The organism is Actinoplanes sp. NPDC049265 (assembly GCF_043197135.1).
Taxonomy (GTDB): domain Bacteria; phylum Actinomycetota; class Actinomycetes; order Mycobacteriales; family Micromonosporaceae; genus Actinoplanes.
This window is the reverse complement of record NZ_JBICSP010000002.1, coordinates 292,293-319,272: the sequence shown is the minus strand read 5'-3', so window position 1 is coordinate 319,272 and position 26,980 is coordinate 292,293. Positions and strand designations below refer to the sequence as shown.

Here is a 26,980-nt window from a genome sequence, read left to right as displayed (position 1 = left end):
GTTAGGGGATTAGGGGATCGGGGGCCCGATTTCATGGGGGCGGTCCGGGCTGCTTCTTCTGGTACGAAAGGGTGTCCCAATTCGGCCGAGAAGAGAGGCTGACGTGCCCTACCTCCTGGGGATCGACATCGGTTCCGGCACCACGAAGGCCGCCGTCGCCCGGCCGGCCGCGGCCCGCGACGCGCGTGGCCCGCTGTGGGAGCCGGTGTCGCTGGGCGTCCGCTCCCGCACGGTGCCGTCGGCCCTGGCGACGACGCCGGAAGGCGCCGTGGCGCCGGCCGAGGCGCACCGTGACACCTCGGCCGCGGTGAGTGGTTATCTGGCCCGCGTCGGCGACAGCCTCCCGATGCTCGTCGGCCAGGCCTACTACCCGGCCCACGGCCTGGTCGCGGCCATGGCCCGCTGGGTCGTCAACCAGGCCTGGGAGCTTCTCGACGAGCCGCCCGAACGGGTCGCGCTGGCCTGCCCGACCGGCTGGGGCCCGGGCCGGCTACGCCTGGTGCACGCCGCTCTCACCGAGGCCGACCTGGCCGGCACGCTGCTGGTGACCCGGGCCCGCGCCGTGGTCGAGAGCTTCCAGGTCGCCGGCCGGGTCGCCCCCTCCGGTGGGATGCTCCTGGTCTACCGCCTCGGCGAGGCCGGCGTCGAGGTGTCGGTGGTCCTGCCGCACGGCCCCGGCCGGCTCGAGCTGCTCGGCAGCGCCGAGCTCGACGAGATCAGCGGGTACGAGCTGGACGACGTGACCCCCGAGCACATGCGCGCCGTCCTGCGGTCCACCGTGGACCTGGCCGAGCACACCGTCCGCGGCTGCGGGGGAGTGCCGGCCGAGTTGGCCGCGGTGCTGATCGCCGGGGGCTCCGCACCCGTACTCCCGGTCGTGACCGAACTCCTCGGCGCCGCCTTCGCCGTCCCGGTGCTGGTCGACCACGACCCCCAGCTGACCGTGGCCGGCGGCGCGGCCCTGGCCGGCCGGCCCCAGTCGCGCACCGTGCCGCCCCCGTCACCGCAGGAGCCGCCGGCCGCCGCGGCTCCCGCAGTCGTCGGCGCCACCCCGTCCTGGCCGGAACAGGCCGGCGGCGTCCGCGTGCTCCCGGAACGACCACCGCGCCCAGCGGTCCGGGTCGGCCCGGTGCGGGCGGAGGCGTCATGAGCGCGCCCGTGCTGACCGACCCGCGGATGCTCAGCGCCTCCGGTCTCGACCTGCTGTCCCGGCTGGTGGCCGACCCACACGCACCGCTACGGGTCGCCGTCGTCGCCCCCGGCGGGTACGGCAAGACCACCCTGCTCCACCAGCTCGACGAGGCCGGTCGCCGGGCCGGCCTGAGCGTGGCGGCACCCTGGCGCCCGCTCGCCGACGCCGAGCTGCTGCTGGTCGACGACGCCCACCAGCTCGACGAGGCACGGCTGGACGAGCTCTGCGCGTACGCCGAACGCCCCGACGCCCGCCTCGTCGTGGCCCACCGCCCCTGGCCCCGACCGGCGCCGCTGCTGCGCCTGCTCGACTCGCTGCGCCGGGCGCACCCGCCGGTCACCCTGACCGCGCTCACCCCCGAACAGATCCGGGCCCTGGTGCCCACCGCGGAGCTGGCGAGCTTCGTGGCGGCGCAGACCCAGGGCATACCCCGATACGTGGAACGCGTGGCGGCCGGCCTGAGTGCGGCAGATCCCGCGCTGCCGCCACGCGTTCCCGCAACCGCCCTCGCACCCTTCGCCGCCGACCTCGACGACCTGCCGGCCGACCTGCGCACCCTGCTGCTGGCCGTGGAGGCCGGCGCCGGCCTGTCCTACGACCTGATCGCGTCGCTGCTCGGGCAGGACGCCGGGCGGGTCGCCGACCTGGTCGACGCCGGCCGGGCCACCGGCATGCTGGCCGCCGACGGCACCCTGGTCCCGCTGGCCCGGCTGGCCATAGCCGCGCTCGGCACCCTGGCCCAGCGGATCGACGTGCGGCAGCGGCTGGCGGCGTCGCAGCTGGCCCGCGGCGGCCCTGTGCTGCCCCTGGTGCGGCCGCTGCTCGGCAGCTCGTCCGGCGCCGGCCTGGTCCCCGGCGCGGCCGGCAACGACCTCGGTCCGGTCTACGAGGCGGCCGGCGAGGAAGCCCTCGGCGACGACCCGGCGCTGGCGGCGCGGCTGTTCGCGGCGGCGGCCGGCGCGGGCCGCACCACGGCGGCCCGGCGCGCGCTGGCCACGGCACTCTCCGGCGACCTCGACCAGGCGTCCCGGCTGGCCGACCAGGCCCTGGTGGCGGGCACGGCCGAGCAACGGTCCGAGGCGGCGTACGTGTCCGCCGTCGTGCTCACCCACCGCGGTCAGCCGGCCCAGGCCGTGGCCCTGTACGACTGGTCCCGGCACGGCGCCGCCCCCGGCTTCGGCGCCATCGGGCTGATCGCCACCGGCCGCCTGGCCGAGGCCGAGCAGCGCACCGCACCCGGCGGCGCCACCGGCGAACCGCCGACCTCGCTGAGCGCCACCGCCTCGCTGATGGCCCGGGGCGTGCACGACTCGGTCACCGCCTCGCCCACCGCCGCCCTGTCCGCGCTGGTCCAGGCGTCGGCCCTGATCGAACCGGCCGGCCCCGGGGTGCTGCTGGCCGACAGCCCCGCCGCCCTCGGCGCGATCATCGCCGTCCAGGGCGCCGAGCTCGACACCGCCGACACGCTGCTGGCCCGCGCGGTCCGCTCCGGCACCGGCGGCGCCCTGCTGCAACCCCGGCACCGCCTGCTCCAGGCCTGGATCCTCATGCTGCGCGGCCGGCCCGTCGCCGCCGAACAGCACGTGCCGGCGCTGGTGGCCGGCGACGCCCCGGCCGGGCAGCACGGCCGCGACGTCCTCCTCGGCGCTGCGCTCCGGGCCGGCCTGGCCCGTCGCAACAGCGATCTGGTCGCCCTCCGGGCCAGCTGGCCCGACGCCTGCCAGGCCCTGATCGGCCAGCCGGTCGACCTGTTCGGGCTGCTGCCCCTGGCCGAGCTGACCGTGGCCGCGGCCCGGCTGGGCGAGCAGCAGCGGGTCGCCGACCACCTCGACCAGGCCGACCAGCTGCTGACATCGCTCGGCGACCCGGCGCTGTGGAGCACGCCCCTGCACTGGAGCCGGCTGCACGCGGCGATCCTGGCCGAGGACCACGCGTCGGTCGAGCGGCATGCCGAGGCGCTCGACCGCAATCGCGACTTCAGCCCGTACGCCGCAGCCGTCGCCGCCGCGGGCGCGGCCTGGCAGCAGGTGATGACCGGGCGGATCGAACCGGACCCGGTGATCGAGGCGGCTCGCCGGCTCGGCGCCCTCGGCCTCACCTGGGACGCGACCCGGCTGGCCGGGCAGGCCGCGATCCGCACGCCCGACCGCAAGGCGATGACCGTGCTGCTCGACTGCGCGCGTACGCTCCAGGCGCCCACCGAGGTCCGCGGCACTCCCGACTCCGGCGGCGCCGGCACCCGCACCCGGGCCGCCGACGCCGGGCAGCACCTGCTCAGCGAGCGCGAGCACGAGGTCGCCGCCCTGGTCCTCGAGGGACTCACCTACAAGCAGGTGGCCGAGCGCCTCTACCTCTCGGCCAAGACCGTGGAGCATCACATGGCCCGAATCCGCCAGCGCCTGGGCTGCACCGACCGCCAGGAACTGCTCGCCCGCCTGCGCTCCCTGATCGGCGGCGCGGCCGAGCCGGCATCCACCCCGCCACCCGGGACCCGGCCGTGATCCGCGCCCGCGCCGCGCGCTTATCCGGCTGCGGCGCTCTCGCCGGGCTGCCCTCGCGCTCGACCCGCGGTGGCGCTGGGTTCGGGCCGGTCGGCGGTGGTGCTGGGGTCGGGCCGGTCGCGCGCTCGGTCGGCGGACGGGCTCGTACTGGCCGGGTGCTGGGTGCGTCGGGGAGGCGGTCGTGAGTCGCGGGCGCTGGCGGGCCGTGGTGGCGTTGCTCGCGGTGCTGTGGGTGGCGGCGGCCGTGCCCGCTGTGGGAGCCGCGGTCTGGGTGATGTCTGACCGCGCCTCCGCCGACCGGCTCGAACCGTTGCTCGGGCGGGCCGTCCTGGCCCTCGAGGCGGAACGCCGGCTGTCGGTGGCCGAGACCGCCCGGCCGGGGAAGAGTGCGTCCCCGGCCGGGCTCGCGGCCCAGCGGACCCGCACCGACCAGGCCGGGCGGCTGCTCCGCGAGGCCGGCGACGGGCTGCTCGACCGGCTCCGAGAGACCGGCACCACCCGCGAAGCGGACGCGCTGGTGCAACGGATGAGCGGGCTCGGTGCGATCCGCGCGGCGGTCGACGGCGCGCGCATGGACCGCCACGACGTGCTGGCCGCGTACACCCGGATCATCGAAAGCACCGGCGACGGACGTGGAGCGCTGAGCCGGTCCCGCGAGCTCCTGTCCGAGGAGGACGCGCTGCTGGCGACCGTGGCCGGCACCGCCCGGATGGCCGACGACGACCGCGCCCGGCTGGCCGAGCTGGCCGGCGCCCGCCGCACCCTGCTCGCCGGCACCGGCACCACCGTTCCCGGCGAGTCCCGGCTGCGCACCATGGAAGACACGCTGATCCTTCGCCCGGGCGCGGTGCCGGACGGCTGGTCGGCCGCGTTCAACCAGGTCAACAGCGCGCTGTGGGAACGCGAGACAAGTGCCGAGCAGAACCGCAGATTGACGGGTACGCCGTACGCGGTTGCCCTGGTGACCTGGGCCGCGCTGATCGCGGGAGGCGGCCTGATCGCCTTCGTGGCCGTGCTGATGCTGGCCCGACGCGGTTCCCGCCGCGAGCCGGGCCCGGCCGGTGTGCGGACCGCGCCGACCGCCGGCGAGTCCCCGCCTACCGGCGGCCTGGACGCCCTCTTCCGCGACCTCGAACGCCGCAACCAGAGCCTCGTGCACCGGCTGCTGCGCCAGCTCGACGGGCTGGCCCGGCACGAGACCGACGACGAGCGGCTCGGCGACCTGTTCCGGGCCGACCACCTCGCCAACCGGATGCGCCGCAACCTCGAGAAGGCCGTCATGCTCGGCGGCGACCTGCCCGGCCGCCGCTGGAGGCGCCCGGTCGCGCTGGCCGACGTCGTCCGCGCCGCCGCGTCCGAGGTGCCCGAGTACGAGCGGGTGTCCACCTCCCGCATCGAGCCGGTGCACCTGGCCGGTGAGGCCGTCACCGGCACCATGCACCTGCTGGCCGAGCTCATCGAGAACGCCACCACCTTCGCGCCGGCCCAGACCCGGGTCCGGGTCTCCGGCGAACGCGCGCCCGCCGGCTACGAGATCACCATCGCCGACGTCGGACCCGGGATGACCGACGACGACCTGGCCACCGCACACGCCGTGCTGACCGACCCGGCGCCCCGGCCCGGCGGCACGTGGTGGGGCCTGTATTCGGCCGGCCGGTTCGCCGACCAGCTCGGCATCGGCATCCAGCTGCACAACGCACCCGGTGGCGGACTGCTGGCCTCGGTCACGGTGCCGGCCGAGCTGCTCGCCGCCGAGGCCGTCCTCGACGAGCCGACCGGGGAGATGGTGACCTTGTCATGACGCTCTGGACCGAGACCTGGTACGACGAGGAGAGCGGCCCGCTGGTCCGCCGCTACGCCCGGATCGGCGGGCGCACCGTCGTCGGCGACGACCTGGAGCTGAACGCGCTGGTCAGCCGCATCCCGGACGAAGTCGTGCCGGCCGGCCTGTCCTCGACCGAGTCGGCGATCCTGCGGCTGTCCAGCCGCCCGGTGTCCCTGTCCGAGATCGCCGCCAGCCTCGACCTGCCGATCGGCGAGATGCGCGGCCTGCTCGGCGGCCTCACCGACGCCGGCCTGATAATCGTCCGGCGCCCGTCCCAGGACGGCGACTCGTCCCCCGATGTCCTGCAGCAGTTGCTCGCCGGGCTGCGCTCGCTCTGAGGATCCGGAGGCAACTCATGGCCCGCCGTACGATCACGGTCGTCGTCCTCGACGCGCTGCTCAGTCTCGGCACCCGCCTGCAGGCCGGTCCGACCCCGCAGCCGCGCGTGCGTACCCCGCTCTCGGCCCGCTCCCGCCTGTGGCGCTCCCTGCTGGCCATAGGGGTGGCCGCCGCCATGGCCGGCACGGCCATGCTGATCACCGCCCTGGTCCGTACGCCCGAGACGACCCCACTGCATCCGGAGGCCGCCGCCGGTCTGCCCGGCCCGCCGTCACCCCCGCCCGGCACGGTCGTCGTCCAGTCCCCGACGGACACCCCCGAACACCTCGCCAACCCGTCGATGCCGCCCCTCCCGTCGGTCACCTCGACGTCCCCGACGGCGTCCGGCCCCGCTTTCACACTGCCCGGTGGTGCCGGCCGCCCGCCGTCGTCGCAGGCCGGCGCCCCGCCCTTGACCGCCCACTACGGAACGTCGTCCCTGCTGGTCGGCCTGCTCGGCTACCGCGTGACAGCCACCGTGACCAACCCCGGCAGCAAGGCCCGCGACGGCTGGCACCTGGTCGTGACCCTGCCCCGCCCGACCCTGGCGGTGGCCGCGGTCTCCGGGGCGACCGCCAGCCAGTCCGGCTCGACCTGGACTTTCACGCCCGACAAGACCACGTCCCGCGTCCCGGCGGGCAAGTCGGTCACGATCGGCTTCGACGTCCGCGGCGCCACCTTGCTCAACGGTGCTCCCGCCGGCTGCCAGATCGACAACAACCCCTGCTCCTGACCCCTCCTTGGGCGTTCCCGGCCCTTCAAGGAGGGCTCCCGCTGGCCGCGGGGCTGGCTGGGTTGGCCAGGCAGCGCGGTCACGACGCTCTGGCGGGCGGGAAAATAAAAGTTGGGCCGGGTGTCGATTGGGGGCGGGGGAGTTCGTAGCCCTGGTGAAAGACCGGCACAGGGCCGGTCGCCGCGCCATCGGGAGATTGCGATGACCACCACTGTTACCCGTTCCGTCGCCCCGGCCGCCTCGATTCGCCGGATGCTCGGGCATGGGCTGCTGGCCGCCCTCGGTGCGAGCGTGGCCACATCGGCCATCGCGGCGGCCGGGCACGCCGCCGGGATCAGCCTCGATGTGGCCGGGGCGCCGATTCCGGTCACCGGGTTCGCCACGCTGACGGCGATCTTCTCGGTGGCCGGGCTGGTGCTCGCGGCGGGGCTGGCCCGGTTCGCCCGGCGGCCGCGGGTCGCGTTCGTGCGGACCACCGTGGTGCTGACCGCGCTGTCGCTCGTGCCGGACGTTCTGGCCGACGCCGCTTCTGGTACCAAGGTGCTGCTGATGGTCACCCACCTGGTGGCCGCGGCCATCGTCATCCCGGTCGTCGCCCGCCGCTTGGCCGCCTGAGCAACTGGCGGCGGCCCCTGAGCAACTGGCGGCGGCCCCTGAGCAACTGGCGGCGGCCCTGGAGCGGCCGGCGGCGCCCCGGAGCGGTCGGCGGTGCTCCCAGAGGAACCGGTGGAGGCCGCACGAGCAACCGGCGGCAGCACACGAGCAACAAGCGGCGACAACTGAGCAACCCGCGGCGGCCGCCCGAGTGACAGCGAGCTCCAACTCAACAAGAAGCCCGAGATCCACCTGGGAAACCCCAGAACCGCAGAGGGAGAAACGATCATGAAGCAGTACATGCTGGCCGTGCAGTTCGACTACAGCGCACCGCTGCCGCCCGAGGATCAGATGCAGACGATGTACGCCGACGTGGAACGGGTCAATCAGGAGATTCAGAAGGCCGGCGTGTGGGTGTTCGGGGGCGGGATGCTCGGACCGGACAGCGCCACCGTCGTGCGGGTGGTCGACGGGGCCACCACGATGACCGACGGGCCGTACGCGGAGACCAAGGAAACCATCGGCGGGTTCTGGGTGCTGCGGTGCGCCGACCTGGACGAGGCGCTGGCCTGGGCGGAGAAGTGCGCCGAGGCGTGCCGCGGGCCGATCGAGGTGCGGCCGTTCGAGGACGAGCCCGAGGCCTGAGCCCGGTGCCGACCGACCACAAAACGCCGAGCATGGACGGAAGGGCGGCCAGGGAATGCCGAGCGCGGGTGGAAGGGCGGCTAGGGGAATGCGGAGTGCGGACGGAAGGGCGGCCCAGGGAATGCCGAGCGCGGACGAAAGGACGGCCCTGGACGGCATCTATCGCGCGGAATACGGCCGCTGCGTCGCCACGCTGACCCGCCTCCTCGGTGACATCAGCCTCGCCGAGGAGGCCGTGCAGGACGCGTTCGCGCAGGCGCTGACCAAGTGGGAGACGACGCCGCCGAATCCGGGGGCGTGGATCGTGACCACCGCCCGCAACCGGGCCATCGACCGGCTGCGGCGGGAGTCCACCCGCGAGGCCCGGCACGCCCAGGCCATGCTGCTCAACCAGGCCGACGAACCCCGGGAGGTGGGTCCGGTGCGCGACGACGAACTGCGGCTGATCTTCACCTGCTGCCACCCGGCGCTGGCACCGCTCGCGCAGACGGCACTCACGCTGCGGCTGCTGGGTGGGCTGGAGGTGCCGGAGATCGCGCGGGCGTACCTCGTACCCGAAGCAACGATCGCCCAGCGCATCGTGCGCGCCAAGAAGAAGATCCGCGACGCCGGCATCCCCTATCGGGTGCCGGGTGCGGCGGAACTGCCGGCGCGGCTCAAGCCGGTGCTGACCGTGCTCTACCTGATTTTCAATGAGGGGTACGCGTCGACCACGGGCACGCTGGTGCGGACCGACCTGTGCGTGGAGGCGGTACGCCTGGCCCGCGAGCTCGCCGCGCTGATGCCGGACGAACCGGAGGTGCTCGGCCTGCTCGCGCTGCTGGTGCTGATCGAGGCGCGGCGGCCGGCTCGGGTCGGCCGGAACGGCGAGCTGGTGACGCTGGCCGAGCAGGACCGGTCGCTCTGGAACGGGGAGCTGATCGCCGAGGGGCACGCGCTGGTCCGCCGATGCCTGCGGCGCAACCAGCCGGGCCCGTACCAGATCCAGGCCGCGATCAACGCCGTGCACACCGACGGGCCGGCCACCGACTGGCCCCAGGTGCTGGCCCTCTATGACCAGCTGCTGGTCGTGACCCCGACACCGGTGGTGGCGCTGAACCGGGCGGTGGCGGTGGCCGAGGTGCACGGGCCGGCGATGGCGCTGGCCGCGCTGGAGGGCATCGACCTGCCGGGCTACCACCTGCTCCCGGCGACCCGGGCGGACCTGCTGGCCCGCCTGGGCCGCACCGAGGAGGCGCGCGCGGAGTACGACGCGGCGATCAGCCTGGCCGGCAACGACACCGAGCGCGCGTTCCTGGAGAGTAAAAAAGCTAGCTCTTGAGGCAGAGGTCGAACGGTTGGCCGCCGGGGTCGAGCAGCACCCGCCACCGGCCGGGCTGTGGCTGGGTGTCCGGCCTGGTCGCGCCCAGTTCCAGCGCCGCCGTCTCGGCCTTGTCCAGGTCCTCGACGTAGAGGTCGAGGTGGTAGCGCTTGGGCGTGGCCTCGTCGGGCCAGCCGGGGGCCGAATGGCCGGGCACCTTGCCCCAGCCGATGCTGACCGAGCCGTCGCCGATCATCGCGTACTCGTCCGCGCTGTGCAGAACCTCCCAGCCCAGCACTTTGCCGTAGAACTCGGCCAGCCGCGCCGGGTCCTCGGCGTCGAGGTTGAGCATCGCCAGCTTGGCGAATCCAGACATGTCAGATCCCTTCTGTCGAGAGACAGACTGCTACGAGAAGCTGACAGGGAACGTCAGGATTCGGAGGATTGCGCCGCCAGCCAGCCGGCCACCTGGGCGCGGGACGTGAAGCCGAGCTTGCTGAGGATGTTTTCCACATGGCCCTCGGCGGTGCGCTGGGCGACCACCAGCCGCGCGGCGATGTCGCGGTTGCTCAGCCCCTCGGCGATCAGGGCGGCCACCTCGCGTTCGCGTTTGGTCAGGTTGGTCAGCCCGGCCGGTTCCTCGGCGGCGGGCCGCGGGGCGGGTGCGACCGTACGCTCCAGAGCGAACGCCACCGCGTCGGCCGCGCTCATCGTCAGGCCCCGCTGGAACTGCACGTCGAAGGAGCGACCACCCATCCGGGTACGCACGTCCGACACGATCTGATCGTGGAAGTCGCCGAGCCGGCGGAACGACGCCAGCGACGTGTGCATGGCGTGCCACAGCCGCTGCGAGGCGCCGAGCAGCCGGGCCGCCCGCTGGTCCCGCCGCTCGACCCCGGCCACCCAGGCCAGCGACTCGAGCGACAGGCCGACCCCGAACTGCTCGTCCTCGACCAGGTTGCGGACCTCGAGACCCTCCTTGGCCGCGGCCGCCGCGCCCGCGTTGTCGCCGTCCAGCCAGCGCAGCACGCTCAACGCCCACAGCGCGAACGAGCGCCACCACACCTCGCCGCTCTCGGTGCTGAGGTCGCGGCAGGCCAGCAGGTCGGCGTACCCGTCGGAGGGTTTTCCGGAGAGTCCCTTGATGAGGCCCAGGCACGACAGCGTCCACATCACCCCGCTGGTCGCGCCGAACTCTTCGAAGGTGACCAGCGAGCGCCCGAACAGTTCCAGGGCCCGCGCGTGGTCGCCGCTGAACATGGCGATCTGGCCCTCCATCAGCGGCACGTAGGCCAGCTCGATGGACGGCGGCAACTCCCGCACCAGGGTGCGCGCCTCGTCCAGCAGGCGTTCGCCCCGGACGTAGTCGTTCTGCACGGTGGCGATGAACGCGTCCACCCGCAGCGCTTTGACCCGGGTCCAGTGCTTCTGCGGCGGCAGGGCCAGCGCCCGTTCCAGCCAGTGCCGCCCCTCGGAGAGGAAGCCGCGGACGAACCAGTGGTTCTCCAGGTCGGCGGCGAGCCGGCAGGCGACGTTGGTGAGCTGGTGCGAGACCGCGTACTCGAGGGCGACCCGCAGGTTGGCCTTCTCGTCCTTGAGCCGCTGCATGACGGCGGCCTGGTGCGGGCTGACCCAGTTGCGGTCGCCGTAGGTGGCCAGCTTGGCGAACCAGTCGAGGTGGCGCTGGGCGATCTGGTCGACCTCGCCCGCCTCGGCCAGGTGCAGTGCGCCGTACTCGCGGACCACCTCGAGCATCCGGTACCGCGCCCGGGGCCCGTCGCCGATCCGGTTGAGCACCGACTTGTCGACCAGCGAGGCGATCAGGTCGAGGATCTGTTCGGCCGGCAGCTGGTCGTCGGCGCAGATGTGCTCGGCGGCGTCGAGTTCGAGCCCGCCGGAGAAGACCGAGACCCGGGCCCAGAGGGTGCGCTCCGCGTCCGAGCAGAGGTCCCAGCTCCAGTCGATCAGGGCACGCAGCGTCTGCTGCCGCGCGGGTGCGTTCCGTGTTCCACTCGTCAGCAGCCGGTAACGGTCGGTGAGGCGTTCCAGGATCTGATCGAGCGACAGCACCCGCAGCCGGGCCACCGCGAGCTCGATCGCCAGGGGCAGACCCTCCAGCGCCTGGCACAGCCGGGCGACGGTGGCCGAATTTTCCTCGGTCACCGCGAAGTCCGGTAGCACGGCCGTGGCCCGCTCGACCAGCAGGCTGGCCGACTCGTTCCGGGCCAGTTCGGCCGGGGTGGCGGGCACTTCCGGGTCGGGGACGGAGAGCGGTTGCACGGCCAGCGTCGCCTCGCCCGCCACCCGCAGCGCCTGCCTGCTGGTGGCCAGGATGCGCACCTCCGGGCAGGTGCGTAGCAGCAGCGCGGCCAGGTCGGCGCAGGCGGCGACCAGCTGCTCGCAGTTGTCCAGGATGATCAGGGCCTGCTGGTCGGACAGGAACTCGGCCAGACCGGGGGCGTCGGCGCTGATCGATTCCTCGCGGATGCCGAGGGCCTCGGCGACGGTCACGGCCACCAGGTCGGGGTCGCGCAACTCGGCCAGCTCGACGAACCAGACGCCGTCCGGGAAGGCCCGGCGCATCTCGGCGCCGACGCGTTGCGCGAGGCGGGTCTTGCCGACCCCGCCGCCGCCGGTCAGCGTGACCAGGCGGCTGGTGGAGAGGAGCCGGCGGATCCCGGTGACCTCCTGCCGACGGCCGACGAAACTGGTCACCTCGGCGGGCAGGTTGCCGAGGGAACCACGCGCGGTCGTGGCAGTGCTCATAGGAGAGCACGTTAGTGGGTGCGCACCCCGTCCGGGATGGCTGGAATCACGCGGGTACGGCGCTCGTTAGTTTGATCTTGGGTGGGTGCGGTGCCACGGAACTACCGTCCGGCATCAGCTCGCCGGTGTCATCGAAGGTCACCACACCGTTACACAGCAGGCTCCAGCCCTGCTCAGGGTGAGCAGCCACGACCCGGGCCGCATCGTGGCCGGGCTCGGCCGCCTGGGGGCAGGGCGGCAGGTGCTCGCACATGATCACTCCTTTCCGGCTACCACTATGGGCCGCGCGCTCTCCAGTGGACACGGGTGAAATACCTACGCGCTACCCGATTTCCGGTGACGCTCAGTCTCCCACTGATCATTACTCCGCGTAACCCCAGATTTGAAGATTCTTCTCAAGAGTCGCCTTTGGGATCAGCGCAAGGTAACTGTCGGATAATTGATCACGTCGATTTCAGGACGGCTTCGAGCGACGTGGCCGGGCGCCCGGTGAGTATTTCGACATCCGCCGATACGCCGGCCAGCTCGCCCGCCGCCACCGCGGTGTAGGTGCTCACCCACGCGTCCACCTGCCAGCCCGGGGCGCCGTAGCCCGCGCGGGACGCGTACGCCTCGTCCAGGGTCTCGTCGTGGAACCGCACCGCGCGTCCCGTCACCCGGGTGATCACCGCGGCCATCTCAGCGAACGACAACTCCTCGGGCCCGGTCAGGTCGTAGACCCGCCCCGCGTGGCCCGCCGGATCAACCAGTACCGCGACCGCGGCGTCGACGATGTCGTCCTGAGCCACCACGGACACCCGGCCGTCGCCACCGGGTCCGCGGATCACCCCGTCGTCGCCGACCAACATCGGCAGGAAGTCCGCGTACAGGTTGTCGCGCAGGCTGGTGCGGGTCAGGCCCTTCGCCCGCAGGTATTCCTCGGTCGCCCAGTGGTCCCGGGCCAGCGTGAAGGTCGCGTCCGCCGCCGCGTTGTAGAACGACGTGTAGACGACGTGCCCCACGCCGGCGTCGGCGGCCGCGTCGATGAAGGCCCGGTGGTGGTCCATCCGGTCGGCACTCTCGGCCGCCGACACCATGAGTACGGTCTCAGCCCCGTCCAGCGCCCGCCGCACGGCCTCCCGGTCGGCGTAATCGGCCACGGCGACCTGAGCTCTCTCCAGCCGGGGCGCCCGCGCCGCGTCGCGTACCAGCAGGCGCTGTTCCACACCCCGCTCGGACAGCGCCCGCGCGACCCGCCCACCCAGCCGTCCGGTCGCCCCCGAAACCACGATCACGCTCATGCCGTCAATCCTCTTCCGAAACCAGATGTCGTAAGTGAGTCGGTGGTGCCCCGGGGCCGGCCCGTACCCGGAAAAGCCCTGGTCATTCGTACCCGAACGACGCATTAAATCCTTGGCACATCGGGAATGCGCCGACCGCGGCCGGGTAGCCGACGTGCGTCACAGCACTTCGATTCCCCTGGAGGGGCACCATGAGTGACGTCCCGCCCGGCGCCCGTCTCGACGCGCCGCCGGATCCGTACGCCGCATCCGGGTCCTATGCCGACCCCTCATCCTCGACCGGCGGCTCCCCGTCCGCCGGCGACCGGGCCAAGCAGGTCGCCCACGAGGGCACGCAGTCCGCCGCCCACGCCGCCGGCGAGGTCAAGGAGACCGCCCAGGAGCAGACCCAGCGTGTCCTCCACGAGGCCGGTACGCAGGCCCGCAACCTCGCCTCGGACGTCCGTGACCGGGTCGGCGAGCAGGCGCGCAGCCAGAACGACAAGCTCGTCGGCACCATCCGGCAGACCGCCGACCAGCTCGACGAGATGCGCGGCGACCGTGCCGACGGCCCCGCCGCCGCGGTGGTGTCCCGGGTCGCCGAGGGCGGCCGCCAGGTCGCCGACTACCTGGACCGGCACGGCCCGGACGGCGTGCTGCGCGAGGTGCAGGACTTCGCCCGGCGTCGCCCCGGCGCGTTCCTGGCGACCGCGCTGGCCGCCGGATTCGTCGTCGGCCGGCTGGGCAAGAGCGTGGCCAAGGCCGACGGTTCGGCCGGCACGCCCAAACCCGCGTCCGACGCCTACGTCTCCCACGAGGCGCCCCCGGTCGCCACCCCGCCCACCTCTTACGGCGAGGGCATCGCCACCGAGTACGCCGCCACCGGCACCGGGACCCCCGAGGTCATCGTGCCGCCGACAACCACCCGCCCGGGCGGCCCGCTGTGAGCGCGCCCTACCCCGACACCACCCGCCCGGACCCGGCCGACGTGTCGATCGGTGAACTGATCGGAAACATCAGCAACGACCTGTCGCAGCTGTTCCGCCAAGAGGTGGAGCTGGCCAAGACGGAGATCCGGCAGGAGGCCACCAAGGCCGGCAAGGCGGGCGGCATGCTCGGCGGTGCCGCGTTCGCCGGCTACCTGGCCGTCGTACTGCTCAGCTTCGCCCTGGTCTTCGGGTTGTCCAACGTCATCGACCCGGGCTGGGCGGCGCTCATCGTGGCCGCGCTGTGGGCCATCGTCGGCGGCGTCCTGTACGCCAACGGCCGCAAACGACTCAAGACCGTTGATCCGGTTCCGCGACGCACGGTCGACACGATCAAGGAGGATGCGCAATGGCTGAAGAACCCGACCGGCTGAGGCGGGACATCGAGGGCACCCGTGGCCAGCTCACCCGGGACGTGGACCTGCTGGCCGAGAAGGCGAGCCCACGGCAGATCGCGCGGCGCCGATGGACCACCGTACGGGAGAAGGTGATGGGCGTGACCGACACGACCCGCGACAGCGCCGGTTCGGCGGCCGGATCGGTCAAGGAAAAGGCCGGATCGGTCAAGGACACCGCTGGGTCGGCCGCCGATTCGGTCAAGGACGCGGCGGGAACGGCCACCGAGGCGGTACGCAACGCGCCCCACGCCGTGGCCCAGCAGGCCCAGGGCAACCCGATCGCCGCGGGCGTCATCGCCTTCGGTGTCGGGCTGCTGGCCGCCACGCTGATCCCGGTCACCGACGCCGAACAGCGTGCCGGTCAGCAGATCCGCGACAATTCGGGCGAGCTGACCGACCGGGTCAAGGATGCCGCCAGCGAGCTCGGTGACGACCTCAAGGGCACCGCCCAGGACGCCGCCGCCCAGCTCAAGGAGACCGCCCAGGATGCGGCGCAGACCACCAAGAGCCAGGCGCAGTCGTCCGCGCAGGACGCCGCCCGGCAGACCAAGCAGGCCGCACAGCAGTGAGCAGCCAGTAGTTTCAGGAAGGGATTCACATGGGTTTCGCGGACAAGGCCAAGGACTTCGCCGACAAGCACGACGAGCAGGTCGATCAGGGCCTCGAGAAGGCCGGCGACCAGGTCGACCAGCGCACCGGCACCAAGCACTCGGACCAGATCGACAAGGGCGTCGACGCGGCTCAGCAGCGCACCGGCGCCGGCGACACCCAGCCGGGCAGCTAGCCGCCCCGCGCGATCAGCTCGGTGACGATGTCGTCGAGGTGGTTGAACATCAGTGACAGGTGCCCCTCGCCCGGATGCAGATGCACCGCGGCCTGGGGCACCCGCGCGGCCAGCCATTCGCCGTGCGCGTACGGAACCATCCGGTCCTCGCCGCCCTGCCAGATCGACACCGGCGCCGCGGCCCCCTCGAGGTCGAATCCCCATTCCTGCACGAACGCCAGATCGTCGTCCAGCCACCCCGCGATCCCGGTGGAGACGGCGGCCCGGAACGACTCGGCCACGTAGTCCGCGTACTCCCCCGTGAGGGCGGCCTGGTCCACCTCCGAGACCAGCCCACCCAGCGCCGCGGCCACCTGCTCGCCCCGCACCGCCGCGAGTTCCGCCTCCTGCGCCTCCAGGTAGGGCGTCAGCGCCTCGGTCCCTCGCACCGCCGCGCCGAACTCCTCGACGTTCTCCGGCCCCATGCCCGCGGCCCAGTCGAGCCCGTCCGCGGTGTACGGCGCGACTCCGGCGATCGAGGCGGCGGCGAGGCAACGCCCCGGCAGGAGGGCGGCACAGGCGAGTGCGTGCGGCCCGCCACCCGACCACCCCACCGCGTAGAACCGCTCGGCCCCCACCTCGTCCAGCACCGCCGCGACATCCGCCGCGGCCGACGCCACGGTCCGCCCCGGCTGCGGAGTCGACCCGGCATACCCCGGCCGGCTGTACACCACCAGCCGCAACCCGTGCCGCCCGACCGCCGCGGCCAGCGGCTCGAAGATCACCGCCGCCGACGGCGTCCCCGAGTGCAACACCAGTGGCGTCCCACCCTCGGGCCCGGCCACGAAGTACTCCAGCGACCGCCCGTCCGCAAGCTCCACGATTGCCATACCGCAAACCCTAGACGCCCGGGAATCGTGGTGGGCGATCACAGCGGCCGGGCGGGGTTTGGCACTCCTCGACGGTGGGGTATTGACGCGCCGCTACCCCACCGATCGAGGAGTCTCCATGGCCATTCAAGGCGTCTTTTACCTGATCGCGGTCATTCTGCTGGTGCTCGCCGCGCTGCCCATCGGCACCCGGGGCGTGTCCCTGGCGCTGCTCGGCGCCGCCTTCGCGTTGCTCGGGTACAGCTGGGACACGATCACCGGCTGACGGCGCGCCGATAGACCACGGCCTGCCACGGGCCGAGGATGCCGTCGGACGGTGGCTGGGCGGTGTTGTTGAGCACTAGCTCGGCCCCGTCCCAGCCGGTCAGGTCGGGCAGGGCGGCCGGTGTGCCGCCGAAGTTGCCGGCCACGAGCAGCTCGGTGGCCGACGTGCGCCGGGTGAAGGCGTACACCTGCTCGTCGTGGGGGACCAGCATGGTGAAGTCGCCCTCGACCACGGCCGGTTCGGTGTGCCGCAGTTCGATCAGCTTCCGGTAGTGGTGGTAGACCGAGTCCTTGTCGGCCACGGCCAGCGCGGCGTTGACCTTCGTGTGGTTGGGGTTGACCCGGAGCCAGGGCGTGCCCGTGGTGAAGCCCGCCTGCGGCGAGGAATCCCACTGCATCGGGGTACGCGCGTTGTCCCGCCCCCGCGCCCGCAGCACCGTCAGCACGTCCTCCGGCGACCGGCCCTCCTTCTCGACCGCCTGCGCGTACCCACCGATGGCCTCGATGTCCCGGAAGTCGGCGATGCTGTCCCACGGCGCGTTGGTCATGCCGATCTCTTCGCCCTGGTAGACGTAGGGCGTGCCGCGGTGCAGGTGCAGGATCGTGCCGAGCATCTTGGCCGACTCGACCCGGAAGGCGCCGTCGTCGCCGAAGCGGGACACCACCCGCGGCTGGTCGTGGTTGTTCCAGTAGAGGCTGTTCCAGCCCACCTCGGCCAGCCCGGCCTGCCACCGCCCGAAGATCGCCTTCAGCTTGGTGAGCTCGAAGGGTACTAGCCGCCACGGGTCCGCACCGCGGTCGATCCACACGTGGTCGAACTGGAACACCATGTCGACCTCGCGCCGGGCCGGGTCGGTGTAGAGCTTGGCCTCCTCGACGGTGGCCCCGGGCGTCTCACCGACGGTCAGCAGCGAGTCCCGTCCGGCGAACACCCTCTCGTGCATCTCGTGCAGGAACTCGTGGTTGCGCGGCCCGTTCAGGTAGTGCGGGGCCCCGTTGGCGTACGACGATCCGACCGACACCTCGGCGTCGGGCAGCGCCGGGTCCTTGGAGATGTGGTCGATGACGTCCATCCGGAACCCGTCCACGCCCCGGTCGAGCCACCAGCGCATCATCTCGTACACGGCTTCCCGGACGGCCGGGTTCTCCCAGTTCAGGTCGGGCTGCTTGCGGCTGAAGATGTGCAGGTAGTACTCGCCCGAGGCCGGGTCGTACTCCCAGGCCGAGCCGCCGAAGACCGAGCCCCAGTTGTTGGGTTCGGCCCCGGGCGTCCCGGGTTCCATGCCTTCGCGGGCCGGCCGCCACCAGTACCAGTCCCGTTTGGCCGGGTCGCGGAACCAGGCGTGCTCGTCCGAGCTGTGGTTGACCACCAGGTCCATGACCAGTTTCATGCCGCGCTCGTGCACCCCGGCCAGCAGCTCGTCGAAGTCGGTCAGGGTGCCGAAGAGCGGGTCGATGTCCTGGTAGTCGCTGATGTCGTAGCCGTTGTCGTCCTGTGGCGACGGATAGATCGGGGACAGCCACAGCACGTCCACGCCCAGCCCGGCCAGGTAGTCCAGATGCTGGATGATCCCGCGCAGGTCACCCATGCCGTCGCCGTCGGAGTCCGCGAAGCTGCGCGGATAGATCTGGTAAACGACCGCGTTCTTCCACCACGTCATGCCTCTTCGATAACACAGCAAGTCGGCGAAAGCCCCTCGTAACAAGATCGTGGCGTCACATACTGGCTGGGTGTTTTAAGCCGCTTAGGGAGGCGAGATGAAGATTGCCCTGCTCGGGCCGATCGCGTGGCGTACGCCGCCGCTGCACTACGGCCCGTGGGAGCTGATCACCAGCCTGCTCGCCGAGGGCCTGGCCGCCCGCGGGGTCGACGTGACGCTGTTCGCCACCCTGGACTCGCACACCAAGGCCACCCTGGACGGTGTCTGCCCCTCCGGGTACGCCGAGAGCGACGACCTGGACGGCCGCGTCTGGGAGGCCATGCACGTGGCCCACGCGCTGCGCCGGTCGGGTTCCTTCGACCTGGTCCACAACCACCTGGACTGGCTGCCGCTGGCCTTCTCGCAGCACTGCGCCGCCCCGATGATCACCACGATCCACGGCTTCTCGGGCAGCCACATCCTGCCCGCCTACCGCAAGGCGGAGAGCTCGTACGTCTCCATCTCGGACAGCGACCGTTCGCCCGACCTGGACTACGTGGCCACCGTCTATCACGGCGTGGACCTGGAGGCGCTGCCGTTCGACCCGGACGGTGGCGACGGGCTGGTCTGCTTCGGCCGGATCCATCCGGACAAGGGCACGCACGCGGCGATCGAGATCGCCCGGCGCTCCGGCCGCAGGCTGACGCTGTGCGGGATCGTGCACGACGAGGCGTACTTCCGGGAGCTGGTCGAGCCGCACATCGACGGTGAGCAGGTGGTCTACCTGGGGTCGGTCGGGCCGTCCGACCGCGGGCGGATCCTCGGCGGCAGTGCCGCGCTGCTGCATCCGATCGCGTTCGCCGAGCCGTTCGGGCTGTCGGTGGTGGAGTCGATGGCCTGCGGGACGCCGGTGGTCGCGTACCCGCTGGGGTCGATGCCCGAGGTGGTCGACGAGGGTGTCACGGGACGGCTGGTGGGCGGGGTGGACGAGGCGGTGGCCGCGGTGAACGGGATCGAGGCGATTGACCGGGGCGGATGCCGGGTGCGGGCGCGGGAGCGTTTCGGTGCTGATCGCATGGTCGACGATTACCTGCGCGTTTATCGAAAAGTAATCCGCTAACAAACTATTTTGGTACGCTGAAAATCAGCTCAAATCGGACACAAATTCTGCTGCGGGGAGGCAGCCTCGAGTCCAGAAAGGGCCCGTCATGCCCGCGTCCTACGGCTTTCTCAGCACCTATCCGCCGACCCAATGCGGTTTGGCGACGTTCAATGCGGCCCTCGCCACCCATCTGAACGGTCACCTGGGTAACGGCGTGGTGCGGCTGGTGGCCGGCGACGACCAGGGCGGGCTCGCGGTGGACAAGGCGGCGCCCCGGGTGGTGCACACGTGGCCGACCGACCAGCCCGGCGGCTGGGCCGCGGCGGCCAACGCGCTGAACCGTTACGACGTGGTCATCGTGCAGCACGAGTACGGCATCTATCCCGGTGACGCCGGTGACGAGGTGCTGCCGCTGCTGCGGGCGTTGAAGAAGCCCAAGATCGTGGTGCTGCACACGGTGCTGGCCAACCCCGACGCGATGCAACGCGTGGTGCTGGAACGCATCGTGGCGGTGGCCGACGCGGTGGTCACGATGACCGACACCGCCCGCCGCCGGCTGGCCGAGTGCTACCAGGTCGACCCGCGCAAGATCTCGGTGATCCCGCACGGCGCCAACAGCCACAGCACCAACAGTCCCAGCACCGGAGTGCGCGGCCGCACCGAGGTGCCGCACCTGCTGACCTGGGGACTGCTCGGGCCGGGCAAGGGCATCGAGTGGGCGCTGCGGGCACTGGCCGAGCTGGACGAACCGCGCCCGCAGTACACCGTGGCCGGGCGTACCCATCCCAAGGTTCTGGAACACAGCGGCGACGTCTACCGCGACGGGCTCAAGAAGCTCGCCGCCGACCTCGGCGTGGCCGCCGTCGTGCGCTGGGAGGACAAGTACCTCGACCAGGCCGAGCTGAGCGCGCTGATCCGGTCGGCCGACGTGGTCGTGTTGCCCTACGATTCGACCGAGCAGGTCACCTCGGGCGTGCTGATCGAGGCCGTCGGGGCCGGAGTGCCGGTGGTGGCGACCGAGTTCCCGCACGCCGTCGAGCTGCTCGCCGACGGTCCGGGACTGCTGGTGCCGCACCAGGATCCGGCGGCGATGGCGGCGGCGGTCCGGCGGCTGCTGGCCGATCCGGATGTCACCAGCCGGCTGACCGGGCTGGCCGGCGGCCCGACGCTGCGCTGGCCCGCGGTCGCCGCCCGTTACCAGGCCCTGGCGGCCAAACTGCTGACCACGCGCACCCCCGCCGCTGCGGCGGCGAGTGTCCCGGCATGACACAGACTCTGCGGCTGGTTCCGCCGCCTCCCCGGCTCACCGACGCGCCCGCACCCAGCTGGGCCCAGATCGCCCGGCTGTCCGACGACGTCGGCCTGCTCGAACACGCCCGCAACGCCACACCCCGGCGCGAACACGGCTACTGTGTCGACGACGTGGCCCGCGGCCTGCTCGTGGCCTGCCGGGAGCGGCAGCCCACCGGTGCCGTGGTCACGCTGGCCGAGCGTTACCTGGCCTTCTGCACGCACGCCCTGGGCCTCGACGGCCGGTGCCGCAACCGGTTCGGCTACGACCGGCGCTGGATCGACGAACCGTCCACCGGGGACTGGTGGGGCCGCGCGCTGTGGGGCCTGGGCACGGCCGCCGCCCGCAGCACGGTGCCGTGGATCCGCCGCGAGGCGATGGCAGCCTTCCTGATCGGGGTCCGGCAGCGGTCGCCGTGGTCGCGGGCGATGGCCTTCGCCGGGCTGGGCGCGGCCGAGGTGCTGCGGGCCGACCCGCGCCGGACCGAGGCCGCCGCCCTGCTGGCCGACGCGGCCACCGTGATCGGCGTGCCGGCGCGCGGGGAGTGGGCCTGGCCCGAGCCGGAGCTGACCTACGCCAACCCGGCGCTGGCCGAGGTGGTGATCGCGGCCGGGGACCTGCTCGGCGACGAGCACCTGCTGACCGAGGGTCTGCGCATGCTCGCCTGGCTGTGCGCCGAGCAGGACAACGACGGGCACCTGTCGGTGGTTCCGGTCGGCGGCTGGCGGCCCGGCGTACCCAAGCATCGGTTCGACCAGCAGGCGATCGAGGTCGCGGCGACCGCCGACGCCTGCGCCACCGCCTCGGCGGTGACCGGCGACGAGGGCTGGGACAGCCGGCTGTTCCAGGCGATCGCATGGTTTCTGGGCGACAACGACACCGGCACGGTGATGTACGACCCCCAAACCGGTGGAGGTTATGACGGATTGACCCCGGATGGTCCTAATCTGAACCAGGGGGCCGAATCGACCCTGGCCCTGCTGTCCACCCTTCAGCACGCCCGCGCTCTGGCCGTCCGCAGGAGCGCCACCCGACCCTCAGGCGGATTAGCATGACCGCAACGATGACTTCCCCTCAGTACGCCACCCGGCTCGACCTCACCATGGCTCCAGACGACCGGCGCGTGGTGATCAAGCTGTTCGTGCCCGGTGAGGACGCGCAGCTGGTGCAAAACCGCGCGTCCGGCCTGATCGAGCGCATCCTGCAGCTCGACGAGGACCAGATCGGCCGGCAGCTGGAAGAGGTGCTGGCCCGGTTCGCCGGTCGCCACCACGACCTCACCGGCGTCTTCGCCCACCACTACGAGCTGGTCAGCCACCGTGTGCCGGCCGAGATCGAACTGTCGCCGGCCGCCCGGACGCTGATCGGGGCCTACTTCAGCCACGAGTTCTCGGTCGAGGCGGCGGCCCTGTGCAACCCGTCGATGGTGGCGCACCCCGACCAGACCGACCTCGGCGCCGGCGAGTTGCGCGCGGCGATCAGCCTGCGCCAGATCGGCGAGGGGCACATCTCCTCGATCGGCTTCGCCACCGCCATCCTCGGGCCCGGCCCGATGATCCGGCTCGAGGACCGCGGCGGGCCACTGATGATCGGCCAGCGGACCGGCGCCAAGCACCAGCTCGAACAGCTGGCGGCCGGGCTGGCCGACGCCGAGATCGACAACGAGGCCTCCGCGTACGTGCTGTCGGCGCTGCCCGATCGCTACGACGACGAGGAGTTCGAGGACGTCCTCGGCCACCTGCCGGGCGAGCTGCTGTCCCGGCCCACCACCCAGGACACGCTCGAGGTCATCCGCAAGATCGTCAGCACCGACTACGCGGTCACCTTCCCCTGCACGGTGCCGCTCGACCAGCGCATCCTGTGGCCGGCCACACCGGCCGAGAGCAACGGCATGGAGGACGCCCGCTTCGTCCAGGAGGTCGAGCCCGACGGCCGGGTGGTCTACCACGCCACCTACACCGCGTACGACGGACGGCAGATCGGCGGCCGCCGGATCACCACCCGCGACCTGCGGCACTTCGAGGTCACGGCGCTGCACGGCCCGGCCGCCCGGAACAAGGGCATGGCGCTGTTCCCCCGGCCGGTCGGTGGCCGCCGCCTCGCCCTGTGCCGCTCCGACGGCGAGACCCTCGGGCTGACCGTGCTCGACGAGCAGAACCGCTGGCAGCCGGCCGAACCGCTGCTCGTCCCGCACCGCGGCTGGGACCTGATCCAGGTTGGCAACTGCGGGTCGCCGGTCGAGACCGATGCGGGCTGGCTGGTGCTCACGCACGGCGTCGGCCCGATGCGGCGGTACGCGATCGGCGCCATGCTGCTCGACCTCGACCACCCCGAGCGGGTCATCGCCGACCTGCCGCACGGGCTGCTGGAACCGGACGAGGAGGAGCGCGAGGGCTACGTGCCGAACGTGCTCTACTCGTGCGGTGGCATGGTCCACGACGGATTGTTCTGGCTCCCGTACGGCGCCAGCGACGTCCGCGTCGGCTTCGCCTGCATCGAGCTGGGCCGCCTCCTCGACGCCATGGTCCCGATCCACCAGCACTAGACTTCAGTCGGTAGCGCGCCCGCTCACCGGTGGTGAAGGCTTTCCGGTGTGTACGAACGGGAAATCTCCACGCCGATCGGTTACCGGGTGCTGTTCTGGGCCGTGCCGACCCTGCTCGGGGCCGGTCTCGGCTACGGCCTGCACTGGCTCGCCGACATCGTGGCCGGGTGGGAGTGGATTCCCTTCCGCGGGGTGTTCCGGCTGATCCGCGACCTGCCCGAGCCGTGGGGCACGGCCGGTGCGCTGGCCGTCGGCGTGGTCCTCGGGCTGATCCTGGCCGCGATGGTCGACGCCGAGTCGCTGGCCGTCCGGGTCGACGGTCCCGACCTGGTGCTGACCCGGCCGGGCCGGCGGGTCGTGGTGCCCCGGGCCGAGGTGGCGTCGGCGTTCCGCGACAAGGACAGGCTGGTGCTGCTCGGCCGGGACGGGCGCGAACTGGCTCGGGAACCGGCGAACACCTCGCCCGGCCGGGTCGAACCCCTGCTGCGGGAGTACGGCATCAGGTGGGCCGCCCAGGACCCGTTCGCCGACGCGTACCGGCGCTGGATCCCCGATTCACCCGAGGTCACCGACGTGGCCAACGCGGTGTTCCGGGCCCGGCAGAAATCGCTCGACCACGACGACGAGAAGGACGCGGCCGAGCTGCGCGAGGTGCTCGCCGGGCACGGCTACGTGGTGCGCGACCAGCGCAAGAAGCAGTACTGGCGGCCGATCGGCTAAAAGAACGGCACGACCGTGCCGGTCACCACCCAGATGGTCAGGACGGCCAGGAAGTCGCCACGATCGCCGGCCGCGGCCACCTCGGCCAGCCACGCGTCGCGCTGACCGGCCGGCCACATCCCCGCATCCGGCGGCACGGCCGGGTTGACCATCGGCAGGACGACGGCGGCCGAGGCCGGCGTATCGAAAAAGAGCGTGACCGGCACCGCCGAGACCGCGTCCAGGCCGTGCCGCACCAGCCGCGACCGCAGCGTCCGGCCCATGTCCCGCTGCAGCCGCGGGTACGTGCGCAGCGTGTGCGCCACCTGCCCCGCGGCCAGCCGGCCGGGTACGCCGTCGAAGGCCAGCGAACGCCAGTCGGTGTCGATCAGGCAGATCCGGCCGCCGGGCCGGGTGACCCGGCGCAGCTCGGCGATCGTCTGCTCCGGGTCGGGCACGTGCTGCAGCACCCGCTCGCACCACACGCCGTCCATGCTCGCGTCGAAGACGTCGAGGTCGGCGACGTCACCGCGGACATATTCGACGTTGCTGCCGTCGTGCCGGCTGCGGGCCGCCTCGATGTGCACCGCGGAGAAGTCCACCGCGGTCACCGAACCGTCCGGGCCGGTCCGCGCGGCCAGCTGCCGGGCCACCTCGCCGCCGCCGCAGCCTGCATCGAGCAGATGCTGACCGGGCCGCGGATCGAGAGCCTCCATCGCCACCGAGCGCACCCGCTCGATCTCGGGATGGCGGGACATCGCCTCCAGGGAGGTGATCAGCAGTGCCAGCATCGGAGCGGGCATCCGGTCGAGGTCGGCAAAGGGTGTGCCCACCGAAGCATGGTCCATGCCGCCATTCTGCGATGACCGTCCCCATGATCCCGATCCTCGTCGGGCATCCGACACGTTGAGGAATGCCCGGTTTAGGCCGAACGGGCGGATGTGAACCGGCTGCGCGCGTGGATCCCGGACACCGGGCTGGGCCGGGCCCGCGTGGCGCCCCCGGGCCAGACCCACCACCGAACAAATCGGCGCCCGTACCCGTGGATCGCATCCCCGCGGTGATCGCTGCTTAAGATCGTCACATGTCTGAAACCGCTCCGGTGAAATTCGCGCTCGTCGGGTACGGCTCCGGCGGCCGGATCTTCCACGCCCCGCTGCTGGCCTCGGCCGCAGGTGTCGAGTTCGCCGGCGTCGTCACCACGTCGCCGGAGCGCCGGGCGTCACTGCCCGAGGGACTGACGGCGTACGACTCGCTGGAGCAGGTGGCCGAGGACGGCGTCCGGGCGGTGACCATCTCCACGCCTGCGGCGACCCACGCCGATCTGGCCAGAGAGGCGATCCGGCTGGGGCTCGCGGTGGTCGTGGACAAGCCGTTCGCGCTGAACGCCGGCAGCGCCCGCGAGGTGGTCGCGGCGGCCGAGGAGGCGGGCGTGCCGCTCACCGTCTACCAGAACCGGCGCTGGGACTCCGACTTCGGCACCGTGCGGCGCCTGGTCGACGAGGGCACGCTGGGCGAGCTGCGCCGCTTCGAGTCGCGCTTCGAGCGGTGGGACCCGGCCCGCGAGATGAGCCCGGCCGGCGGGGGTACGCTGCGCGACTTCGGCTCCCACCTGGTCGACCAGGCCCTGCTGCTCAACGGCCCGGCCACCCACGTGTACGCCACGGTCGGCGGCGGTGGCGCGGCGCTCGACGACGACTGGTTCGCGGCGATCCGGCACGCGTCCGGGGCCGAGTCGCTGCTCTGGGGCAGCTGGCGGCAGGGTGCGCCCGGGCCGCGGTTCCGGGTCAGCGGCAGCACCGGGACGTACATCGTTGACGGCATCGAGGGTATGGACGGGCAGGAGGCGGCGCTCAAGGCCGGGCGTACGCCCGCGTCGCTGGGTGATCGCTGGGGTGTCGAGCCCGAGCACGGCTGGGGACGGCTCTACCGCGGCCGGGCCGGCGCGCCGGTGCGCTCCGAGCGCGGGCGGTGGGACCTCTTTTACCCGATGTTCGCGGCCGCGGTGCGCGGCGAGGGCCCGCTGCCGGTCGATCCGGACGATGCGGTACGCGCCCTCGAGGTGCTCGACGCCGCCCGGGTGAGCGCCCGTACCGGGGATACGGTCGAACTGTAGTTATTGGTCTTTTTGACAACGATGTCTGTGGCGCTCAGTGACGCCGGCTCCTCACTGAGCGTATCTTGGCTGCTCAGGGCATCGCCGCGCTCAGCTGCGACTTTCCCAAATGCGACCTTCCTGAGGTGACCTTCCGTAGAACGGTGGCGAACACGGGTAGTGATGCGGGTAGTTTCCCCGTGTCCGGCTGGACCGCAGGGGAACAAGATGGACGGCGAACCGATCGCAGCAGAGAGGGGAACGCCATGGGCCGCCACGCCGTCGGCCGCCCGCCTTTGCACGCCGACCTCTTCACCCCGCCGCCCGGCACCAGCGCCCGGCAGGCCGGCGAGTCCCACGCCCTCGCGGCGTTCGAGGCCCTCGTCCGGCCGCACCGGGCCGGCCTGCGCGACTACGTCTACAAACTGACCGAGGGCGACGACGCCCGCACCGAGATCATCGTCAAGGAAACCCTCTACCGGGCGAGCCAGGACCCGGCGCGGTACCCGCAACGCCCCTCCGCGGTCCGCCCCTGGCTGGTACTCATCGCCCGCACGGCCCTCCGCGACGGCGAACGCCTGGCCCCCGCCGGCCACGACGACCGCCCCGACTTCGTACTCTCCGCAGTGCCGGCCGCGACCACCATCCTCGGTGCGATGGACGCCCTGGCCGACACCCACCGTGACATCCTGGTCGAACTGTTCTACCGCGGTGTGTCCCTCGAAGAAGCGGCGCACCACCGCGGAGTTCCCGTCGAAACCGTCAAGGAATGGCTCTACCACGCCATGCACGCCCTGCGTGGAGTCATCGACCGACAGGTGGCAGACACCTAGACCACCCTGCCGGACCGGTCTCGCCCCCCAGACCGGCCCGGACCCGGAAACCGTCCTTGCCCCCCAGGGCCGGCCTCCGGTGAATGGCGGGCCGGCGCCGTCGCGAGCGGCGCCGGCCCTCCTCCAGTGGAGCCCGGCCTGGGCTCCCGCGCGCGGCCGGGCTTCACCCCCCCTCGAAGCCCGGCCGACCCCCACGCCCCGGGGAACGCGTGCGGCGGGACCGGACCGCGCGGCCGGCCGGTCCCGCCTACCACTGCCCTCCACAGTGGTGGGCGGGGGCG

The 26,980-nt window shown here is 72.4% G+C and carries 27 protein-coding genes; 20 read left to right on the top strand and 7 right to left on the bottom strand.

From position 1 onward, the window contains the following. The first annotated feature begins 103 nt into the window (after positions 1-103). From ACGFIO_RS07235 to ACGFIO_RS07200, 8 genes are all read left to right on the top strand, one after another. The gene (locus tag ACGFIO_RS07235; RefSeq protein WP_392823222.1) at positions 104-1,150 is read left to right on the top strand and encodes a hypothetical protein; all 1,047 of its coding nucleotides are present in this window, start codon (positions 104-106) and stop codon (positions 1,148-1,150) included. Further along, positions 1,147-3,693 carry a LuxR C-terminal-related transcriptional regulator gene (locus ACGFIO_RS07230; RefSeq protein ID WP_392823219.1) on the top strand — a complete coding sequence of 849 codons (2,547 nt, stop codon included), beginning with the start codon at positions 1,147-1,149 and terminating at the stop codon, positions 3,691-3,693. The genes ACGFIO_RS07235 and ACGFIO_RS07230 overlap by 4 nt, the downstream gene beginning before the upstream one ends. 181 nt (positions 3,694-3,874) lie before the next feature. Continuing rightward, the gene (locus ACGFIO_RS07225) at positions 3,875-5,494 is read left to right on the top strand and encodes a nitrate- and nitrite sensing domain-containing protein (protein WP_392823216.1); all 1,620 of its coding nucleotides are present in this window, start codon (positions 3,875-3,877) and stop codon (positions 5,492-5,494) included. Continuing rightward, positions 5,491-5,856, top strand: a complete 366-nt coding sequence (locus ACGFIO_RS07220) for a DUF742 domain-containing protein (protein WP_392823213.1) — start codon at positions 5,491-5,493, stop codon at positions 5,854-5,856. The genes ACGFIO_RS07225 and ACGFIO_RS07220 overlap by 4 nt, the downstream gene beginning before the upstream one ends. 17 nt (positions 5,857-5,873) lie before the next feature. After that, positions 5,874-6,629: a cellulose binding domain-containing protein gene (locus ACGFIO_RS07215; RefSeq protein WP_392823211.1), complete on the top strand. Its 756-nt coding sequence runs from the start codon at positions 5,874-5,876 to the stop codon at positions 6,627-6,629. 201 nt (positions 6,630-6,830) lie between these two features. After that, complete coding sequence (locus ACGFIO_RS07210) at positions 6,831-7,244, top strand: DUF6069 family protein (RefSeq protein WP_392823208.1); 414 nt, start codon at positions 6,831-6,833, stop codon at positions 7,242-7,244. A gap of 267 nt (positions 7,245-7,511) precedes the next feature. Then, positions 7,512-7,868 carry a YciI family protein gene (locus ACGFIO_RS07205; protein ID WP_392823206.1) on the top strand — a complete coding sequence of 119 codons (357 nt, stop codon included), beginning with the start codon at positions 7,512-7,514 and terminating at the stop codon, positions 7,866-7,868. A gap of 121 nt (positions 7,869-7,989) precedes the next feature. After that, positions 7,990-9,189 carry an RNA polymerase sigma factor gene (locus ACGFIO_RS07200; protein ID WP_392823204.1) on the top strand — a complete coding sequence of 400 codons (1,200 nt, stop codon included), beginning with the start codon at positions 7,990-7,992 and terminating at the stop codon, positions 9,187-9,189. Here the strand turns inward: ACGFIO_RS07200 and ACGFIO_RS07195 are convergent. From ACGFIO_RS07195 to ACGFIO_RS07180, 4 genes are all read right to left on the bottom strand, one after another. Then, positions 9,179-9,544, bottom strand: coding sequence for a VOC family protein (locus ACGFIO_RS07195; RefSeq protein ID WP_392823201.1), 366 nt, complete (start codon positions 9,542-9,544; stop codon positions 9,179-9,181). The genes ACGFIO_RS07200 and ACGFIO_RS07195 overlap by 11 nt on opposite strands. A gap of 53 nt (positions 9,545-9,597) precedes the next feature. Continuing rightward, a complete protein-coding gene (locus ACGFIO_RS07190; RefSeq protein ID WP_392823199.1) occupies positions 9,598-11,934 on the bottom strand; it encodes an ATP-binding protein in 2,337 nt (778 codons plus the stop codon). A 46-nt stretch (positions 11,935-11,980) separates the two neighbouring features. After that, complete coding sequence (locus tag ACGFIO_RS07185; protein WP_392823198.1) at positions 11,981-12,187, bottom strand: DUF5999 family protein; 207 nt, start codon at positions 12,185-12,187, stop codon at positions 11,981-11,983. A gap of 190 nt (positions 12,188-12,377) precedes the next feature. After that, entirely contained in the window at positions 12,378-13,214 is an 837-nt protein-coding gene (locus tag ACGFIO_RS07180; RefSeq protein WP_392823195.1) for an SDR family oxidoreductase, read from the bottom strand. A 191-nt stretch (positions 13,215-13,405) separates the two neighbouring features. On the opposite strand from ACGFIO_RS07180, the gene ACGFIO_RS07175 reads away from it, so the two are divergent. Genes ACGFIO_RS07175 through ACGFIO_RS07160 form a run of 4 tightly spaced genes read left to right on the top strand, consistent with a single transcriptional unit; the run spans position 13,406 to position 15,361 of the window. Further along, entirely contained in the window at positions 13,406-14,140 is a 735-nt protein-coding gene (locus tag ACGFIO_RS07175) for a hypothetical protein (protein WP_392823194.1), read from the top strand. Further along, a complete protein-coding gene (locus ACGFIO_RS07170; protein ID WP_392823192.1) occupies positions 14,137-14,553 on the top strand; it encodes a phage holin family protein in 417 nt (138 codons plus the stop codon). Before ACGFIO_RS07175 ends, ACGFIO_RS07170 begins: the two co-directional genes overlap by 4 nt. Then, positions 14,529-15,146, top strand: a complete 618-nt coding sequence (locus tag ACGFIO_RS07165) for a DUF3618 domain-containing protein (RefSeq protein WP_392823190.1) — start codon at positions 14,529-14,531, stop codon at positions 15,144-15,146. Before ACGFIO_RS07170 ends, ACGFIO_RS07165 begins: the two co-directional genes overlap by 25 nt. A gap of 29 nt (positions 15,147-15,175) precedes the next feature. Beyond that, positions 15,176-15,361, top strand: coding sequence for an antitoxin (locus ACGFIO_RS07160; protein ID WP_392823187.1), 186 nt, complete (start codon positions 15,176-15,178; stop codon positions 15,359-15,361). On the opposite strand, the gene ACGFIO_RS07155 is transcribed toward ACGFIO_RS07160, so the two are convergent. Further along, complete coding sequence (locus tag ACGFIO_RS07155) at positions 15,358-16,230, bottom strand: alpha/beta fold hydrolase (protein ID WP_392823184.1); 873 nt, start codon at positions 16,228-16,230, stop codon at positions 15,358-15,360. The two genes, ACGFIO_RS07160 and ACGFIO_RS07155, sit on opposite strands and share 4 nt — an antisense overlap. 118 nt (positions 16,231-16,348) lie before the next feature. Between ACGFIO_RS07155 and ACGFIO_RS07150 the strand changes: the two genes are divergently transcribed. Continuing rightward, complete coding sequence (locus ACGFIO_RS07150) at positions 16,349-16,495, top strand: hypothetical protein (RefSeq protein WP_364316694.1); 147 nt, start codon at positions 16,349-16,351, stop codon at positions 16,493-16,495. Here ACGFIO_RS07150 and ACGFIO_RS07145 read toward each other — a convergent pair. Further along, positions 16,485-18,155, bottom strand: a complete 1,671-nt coding sequence (locus tag ACGFIO_RS07145; protein ID WP_392823182.1) for an alpha-glucosidase — start codon at positions 18,153-18,155, stop codon at positions 16,485-16,487. The genes ACGFIO_RS07150 and ACGFIO_RS07145 overlap by 11 nt on opposite strands. A gap of 97 nt (positions 18,156-18,252) precedes the next feature. Between ACGFIO_RS07145 and ACGFIO_RS07140 the strand changes: the two genes are divergently transcribed. The 5 genes from ACGFIO_RS07140 (at position 18,253) to ACGFIO_RS07120 (ending at position 23,792) form a co-directional block, all read left to right on the top strand. Next, positions 18,253-19,254 (top strand): glycosyltransferase family 4 protein, encoded by a 1,002-nt coding sequence (locus ACGFIO_RS07140; RefSeq protein ID WP_392823179.1) that lies wholly within the window; start codon positions 18,253-18,255, stop codon positions 19,252-19,254. A gap of 88 nt (positions 19,255-19,342) precedes the next feature. Beyond that, a complete protein-coding gene (locus ACGFIO_RS07135; protein WP_392823176.1) occupies positions 19,343-20,503 on the top strand; it encodes a glycosyltransferase in 1,161 nt (386 codons plus the stop codon). After that, the gene (locus tag ACGFIO_RS07130; protein WP_392823173.1) at positions 20,500-21,582 is read left to right on the top strand and encodes a glycosyltransferase; all 1,083 of its coding nucleotides are present in this window, start codon (positions 20,500-20,502) and stop codon (positions 21,580-21,582) included. The genes ACGFIO_RS07135 and ACGFIO_RS07130 overlap by 4 nt, the downstream gene beginning before the upstream one ends. Positions 21,583-21,590: 8 nt before the next feature. After that, positions 21,591-23,072, top strand: a complete 1,482-nt coding sequence (locus ACGFIO_RS07125) for a glycoside hydrolase family 130 protein (RefSeq protein WP_392823170.1) — start codon at positions 21,591-21,593, stop codon at positions 23,070-23,072. 48 nt (positions 23,073-23,120) lie between these two features. Then, positions 23,121-23,792, top strand: a complete 672-nt coding sequence (locus ACGFIO_RS07120) for a hypothetical protein (RefSeq protein WP_392823168.1) — start codon at positions 23,121-23,123, stop codon at positions 23,790-23,792. On the opposite strand, the gene ACGFIO_RS07115 is transcribed toward ACGFIO_RS07120, so the two are convergent. Next, entirely contained in the window at positions 23,789-24,604 is an 816-nt protein-coding gene (locus ACGFIO_RS07115) for a methyltransferase domain-containing protein (protein ID WP_392823166.1), read from the bottom strand. The genes ACGFIO_RS07120 and ACGFIO_RS07115 overlap by 4 nt on opposite strands. A gap of 251 nt (positions 24,605-24,855) precedes the next feature. Between ACGFIO_RS07115 and ACGFIO_RS07110 the strand changes: the two genes are divergently transcribed. Then, positions 24,856-25,887, top strand: a complete 1,032-nt coding sequence (locus ACGFIO_RS07110) for a Gfo/Idh/MocA family protein (protein ID WP_392823164.1) — start codon at positions 24,856-24,858, stop codon at positions 25,885-25,887. A gap of 245 nt (positions 25,888-26,132) precedes the next feature. Next, on the top strand, positions 26,133-26,699 hold the full coding sequence (locus tag ACGFIO_RS07105) for a sigma factor-like helix-turn-helix DNA-binding protein (RefSeq protein ID WP_392823162.1): 567 nt from the start codon (positions 26,133-26,135) through the stop codon (positions 26,697-26,699). Positions 26,700-26,980 lie beyond the last annotated feature (281 nt).

Bases quoted from the DNA above. Each gene is read 5' to 3' on its own strand.
- ACGFIO_RS07190 (WP_392823199.1), bottom strand. From the start codon at position 11,934: ATGAGCACTGCCACGACCGCGCGTGGTTCCCTCGGCAACCTGCCCGCC.
- ACGFIO_RS07105 (WP_392823162.1), top strand. From the start codon at position 26,133: ATGGGCCGCCACGCCGTCGGCCGCCCGCCTTTGCACGCCGACCTCTTC.
- ACGFIO_RS07125 (WP_392823170.1), top strand. From the start codon at position 21,591: ATGACTTCCCCTCAGTACGCCACCCGGCTCGACCTCACCATGGCTCCA.
- ACGFIO_RS07210 (WP_392823208.1), top strand. From the start codon at position 6,831: ATGACCACCACTGTTACCCGTTCCGTCGCCCCGGCCGCCTCGATTCGC.
- ACGFIO_RS07145 (WP_392823182.1), bottom strand. From the start codon at position 18,155: ATGACGTGGTGGAAGAACGCGGTCGTTTACCAGATCTATCCGCGCAGC.
- ACGFIO_RS07180 (WP_392823195.1), bottom strand. From the start codon at position 13,214: ATGAGCGTGATCGTGGTTTCGGGGGCGACCGGACGGCTGGGTGGGCGG.
- ACGFIO_RS07110 (WP_392823164.1), top strand. From the start codon at position 24,856: ATGTCTGAAACCGCTCCGGTGAAATTCGCGCTCGTCGGGTACGGCTCC.
- ACGFIO_RS07140 (WP_392823179.1), top strand. From the start codon at position 18,253: ATGAAGATTGCCCTGCTCGGGCCGATCGCGTGGCGTACGCCGCCGCTG.
- ACGFIO_RS07135 (WP_392823176.1), top strand. From the start codon at position 19,343: ATGCCCGCGTCCTACGGCTTTCTCAGCACCTATCCGCCGACCCAATGC.
- ACGFIO_RS07155 (WP_392823184.1), bottom strand. From the start codon at position 16,230: ATGGCAATCGTGGAGCTTGCGGACGGGCGGTCGCTGGAGTACTTCGTG.
- ACGFIO_RS07215 (WP_392823211.1), top strand. From the start codon at position 5,874: ATGGCCCGCCGTACGATCACGGTCGTCGTCCTCGACGCGCTGCTCAGT.
- ACGFIO_RS07205 (WP_392823206.1), top strand. From the start codon at position 7,512: ATGAAGCAGTACATGCTGGCCGTGCAGTTCGACTACAGCGCACCGCTG.
- ACGFIO_RS07175 (WP_392823194.1), top strand. From the start codon at position 13,406: ATGAGTGACGTCCCGCCCGGCGCCCGTCTCGACGCGCCGCCGGATCCG.
- ACGFIO_RS07220 (WP_392823213.1), top strand. From the start codon at position 5,491: ATGACGCTCTGGACCGAGACCTGGTACGACGAGGAGAGCGGCCCGCTG.
- ACGFIO_RS07130 (WP_392823173.1), top strand. From the start codon at position 20,500: ATGACACAGACTCTGCGGCTGGTTCCGCCGCCTCCCCGGCTCACCGAC.
- ACGFIO_RS07160 (WP_392823187.1), top strand. From the start codon at position 15,176: ATGGGTTTCGCGGACAAGGCCAAGGACTTCGCCGACAAGCACGACGAG.
- ACGFIO_RS07200 (WP_392823204.1), top strand. From the start codon at position 7,990: ATGCCGAGCGCGGACGAAAGGACGGCCCTGGACGGCATCTATCGCGCG.
- ACGFIO_RS07165 (WP_392823190.1), top strand. From the start codon at position 14,529: ATGGCTGAAGAACCCGACCGGCTGAGGCGGGACATCGAGGGCACCCGT.
- ACGFIO_RS07230 (WP_392823219.1), top strand. From the start codon at position 1,147: ATGAGCGCGCCCGTGCTGACCGACCCGCGGATGCTCAGCGCCTCCGGT.
- ACGFIO_RS07185 (WP_392823198.1), bottom strand. From the start codon at position 12,187: ATGTGCGAGCACCTGCCGCCCTGCCCCCAGGCGGCCGAGCCCGGCCAC.
- ACGFIO_RS07195 (WP_392823201.1), bottom strand. From the start codon at position 9,544: ATGTCTGGATTCGCCAAGCTGGCGATGCTCAACCTCGACGCCGAGGAC.
- ACGFIO_RS07150 (WP_364316694.1), top strand. From the start codon at position 16,349: ATGGCCATTCAAGGCGTCTTTTACCTGATCGCGGTCATTCTGCTGGTG.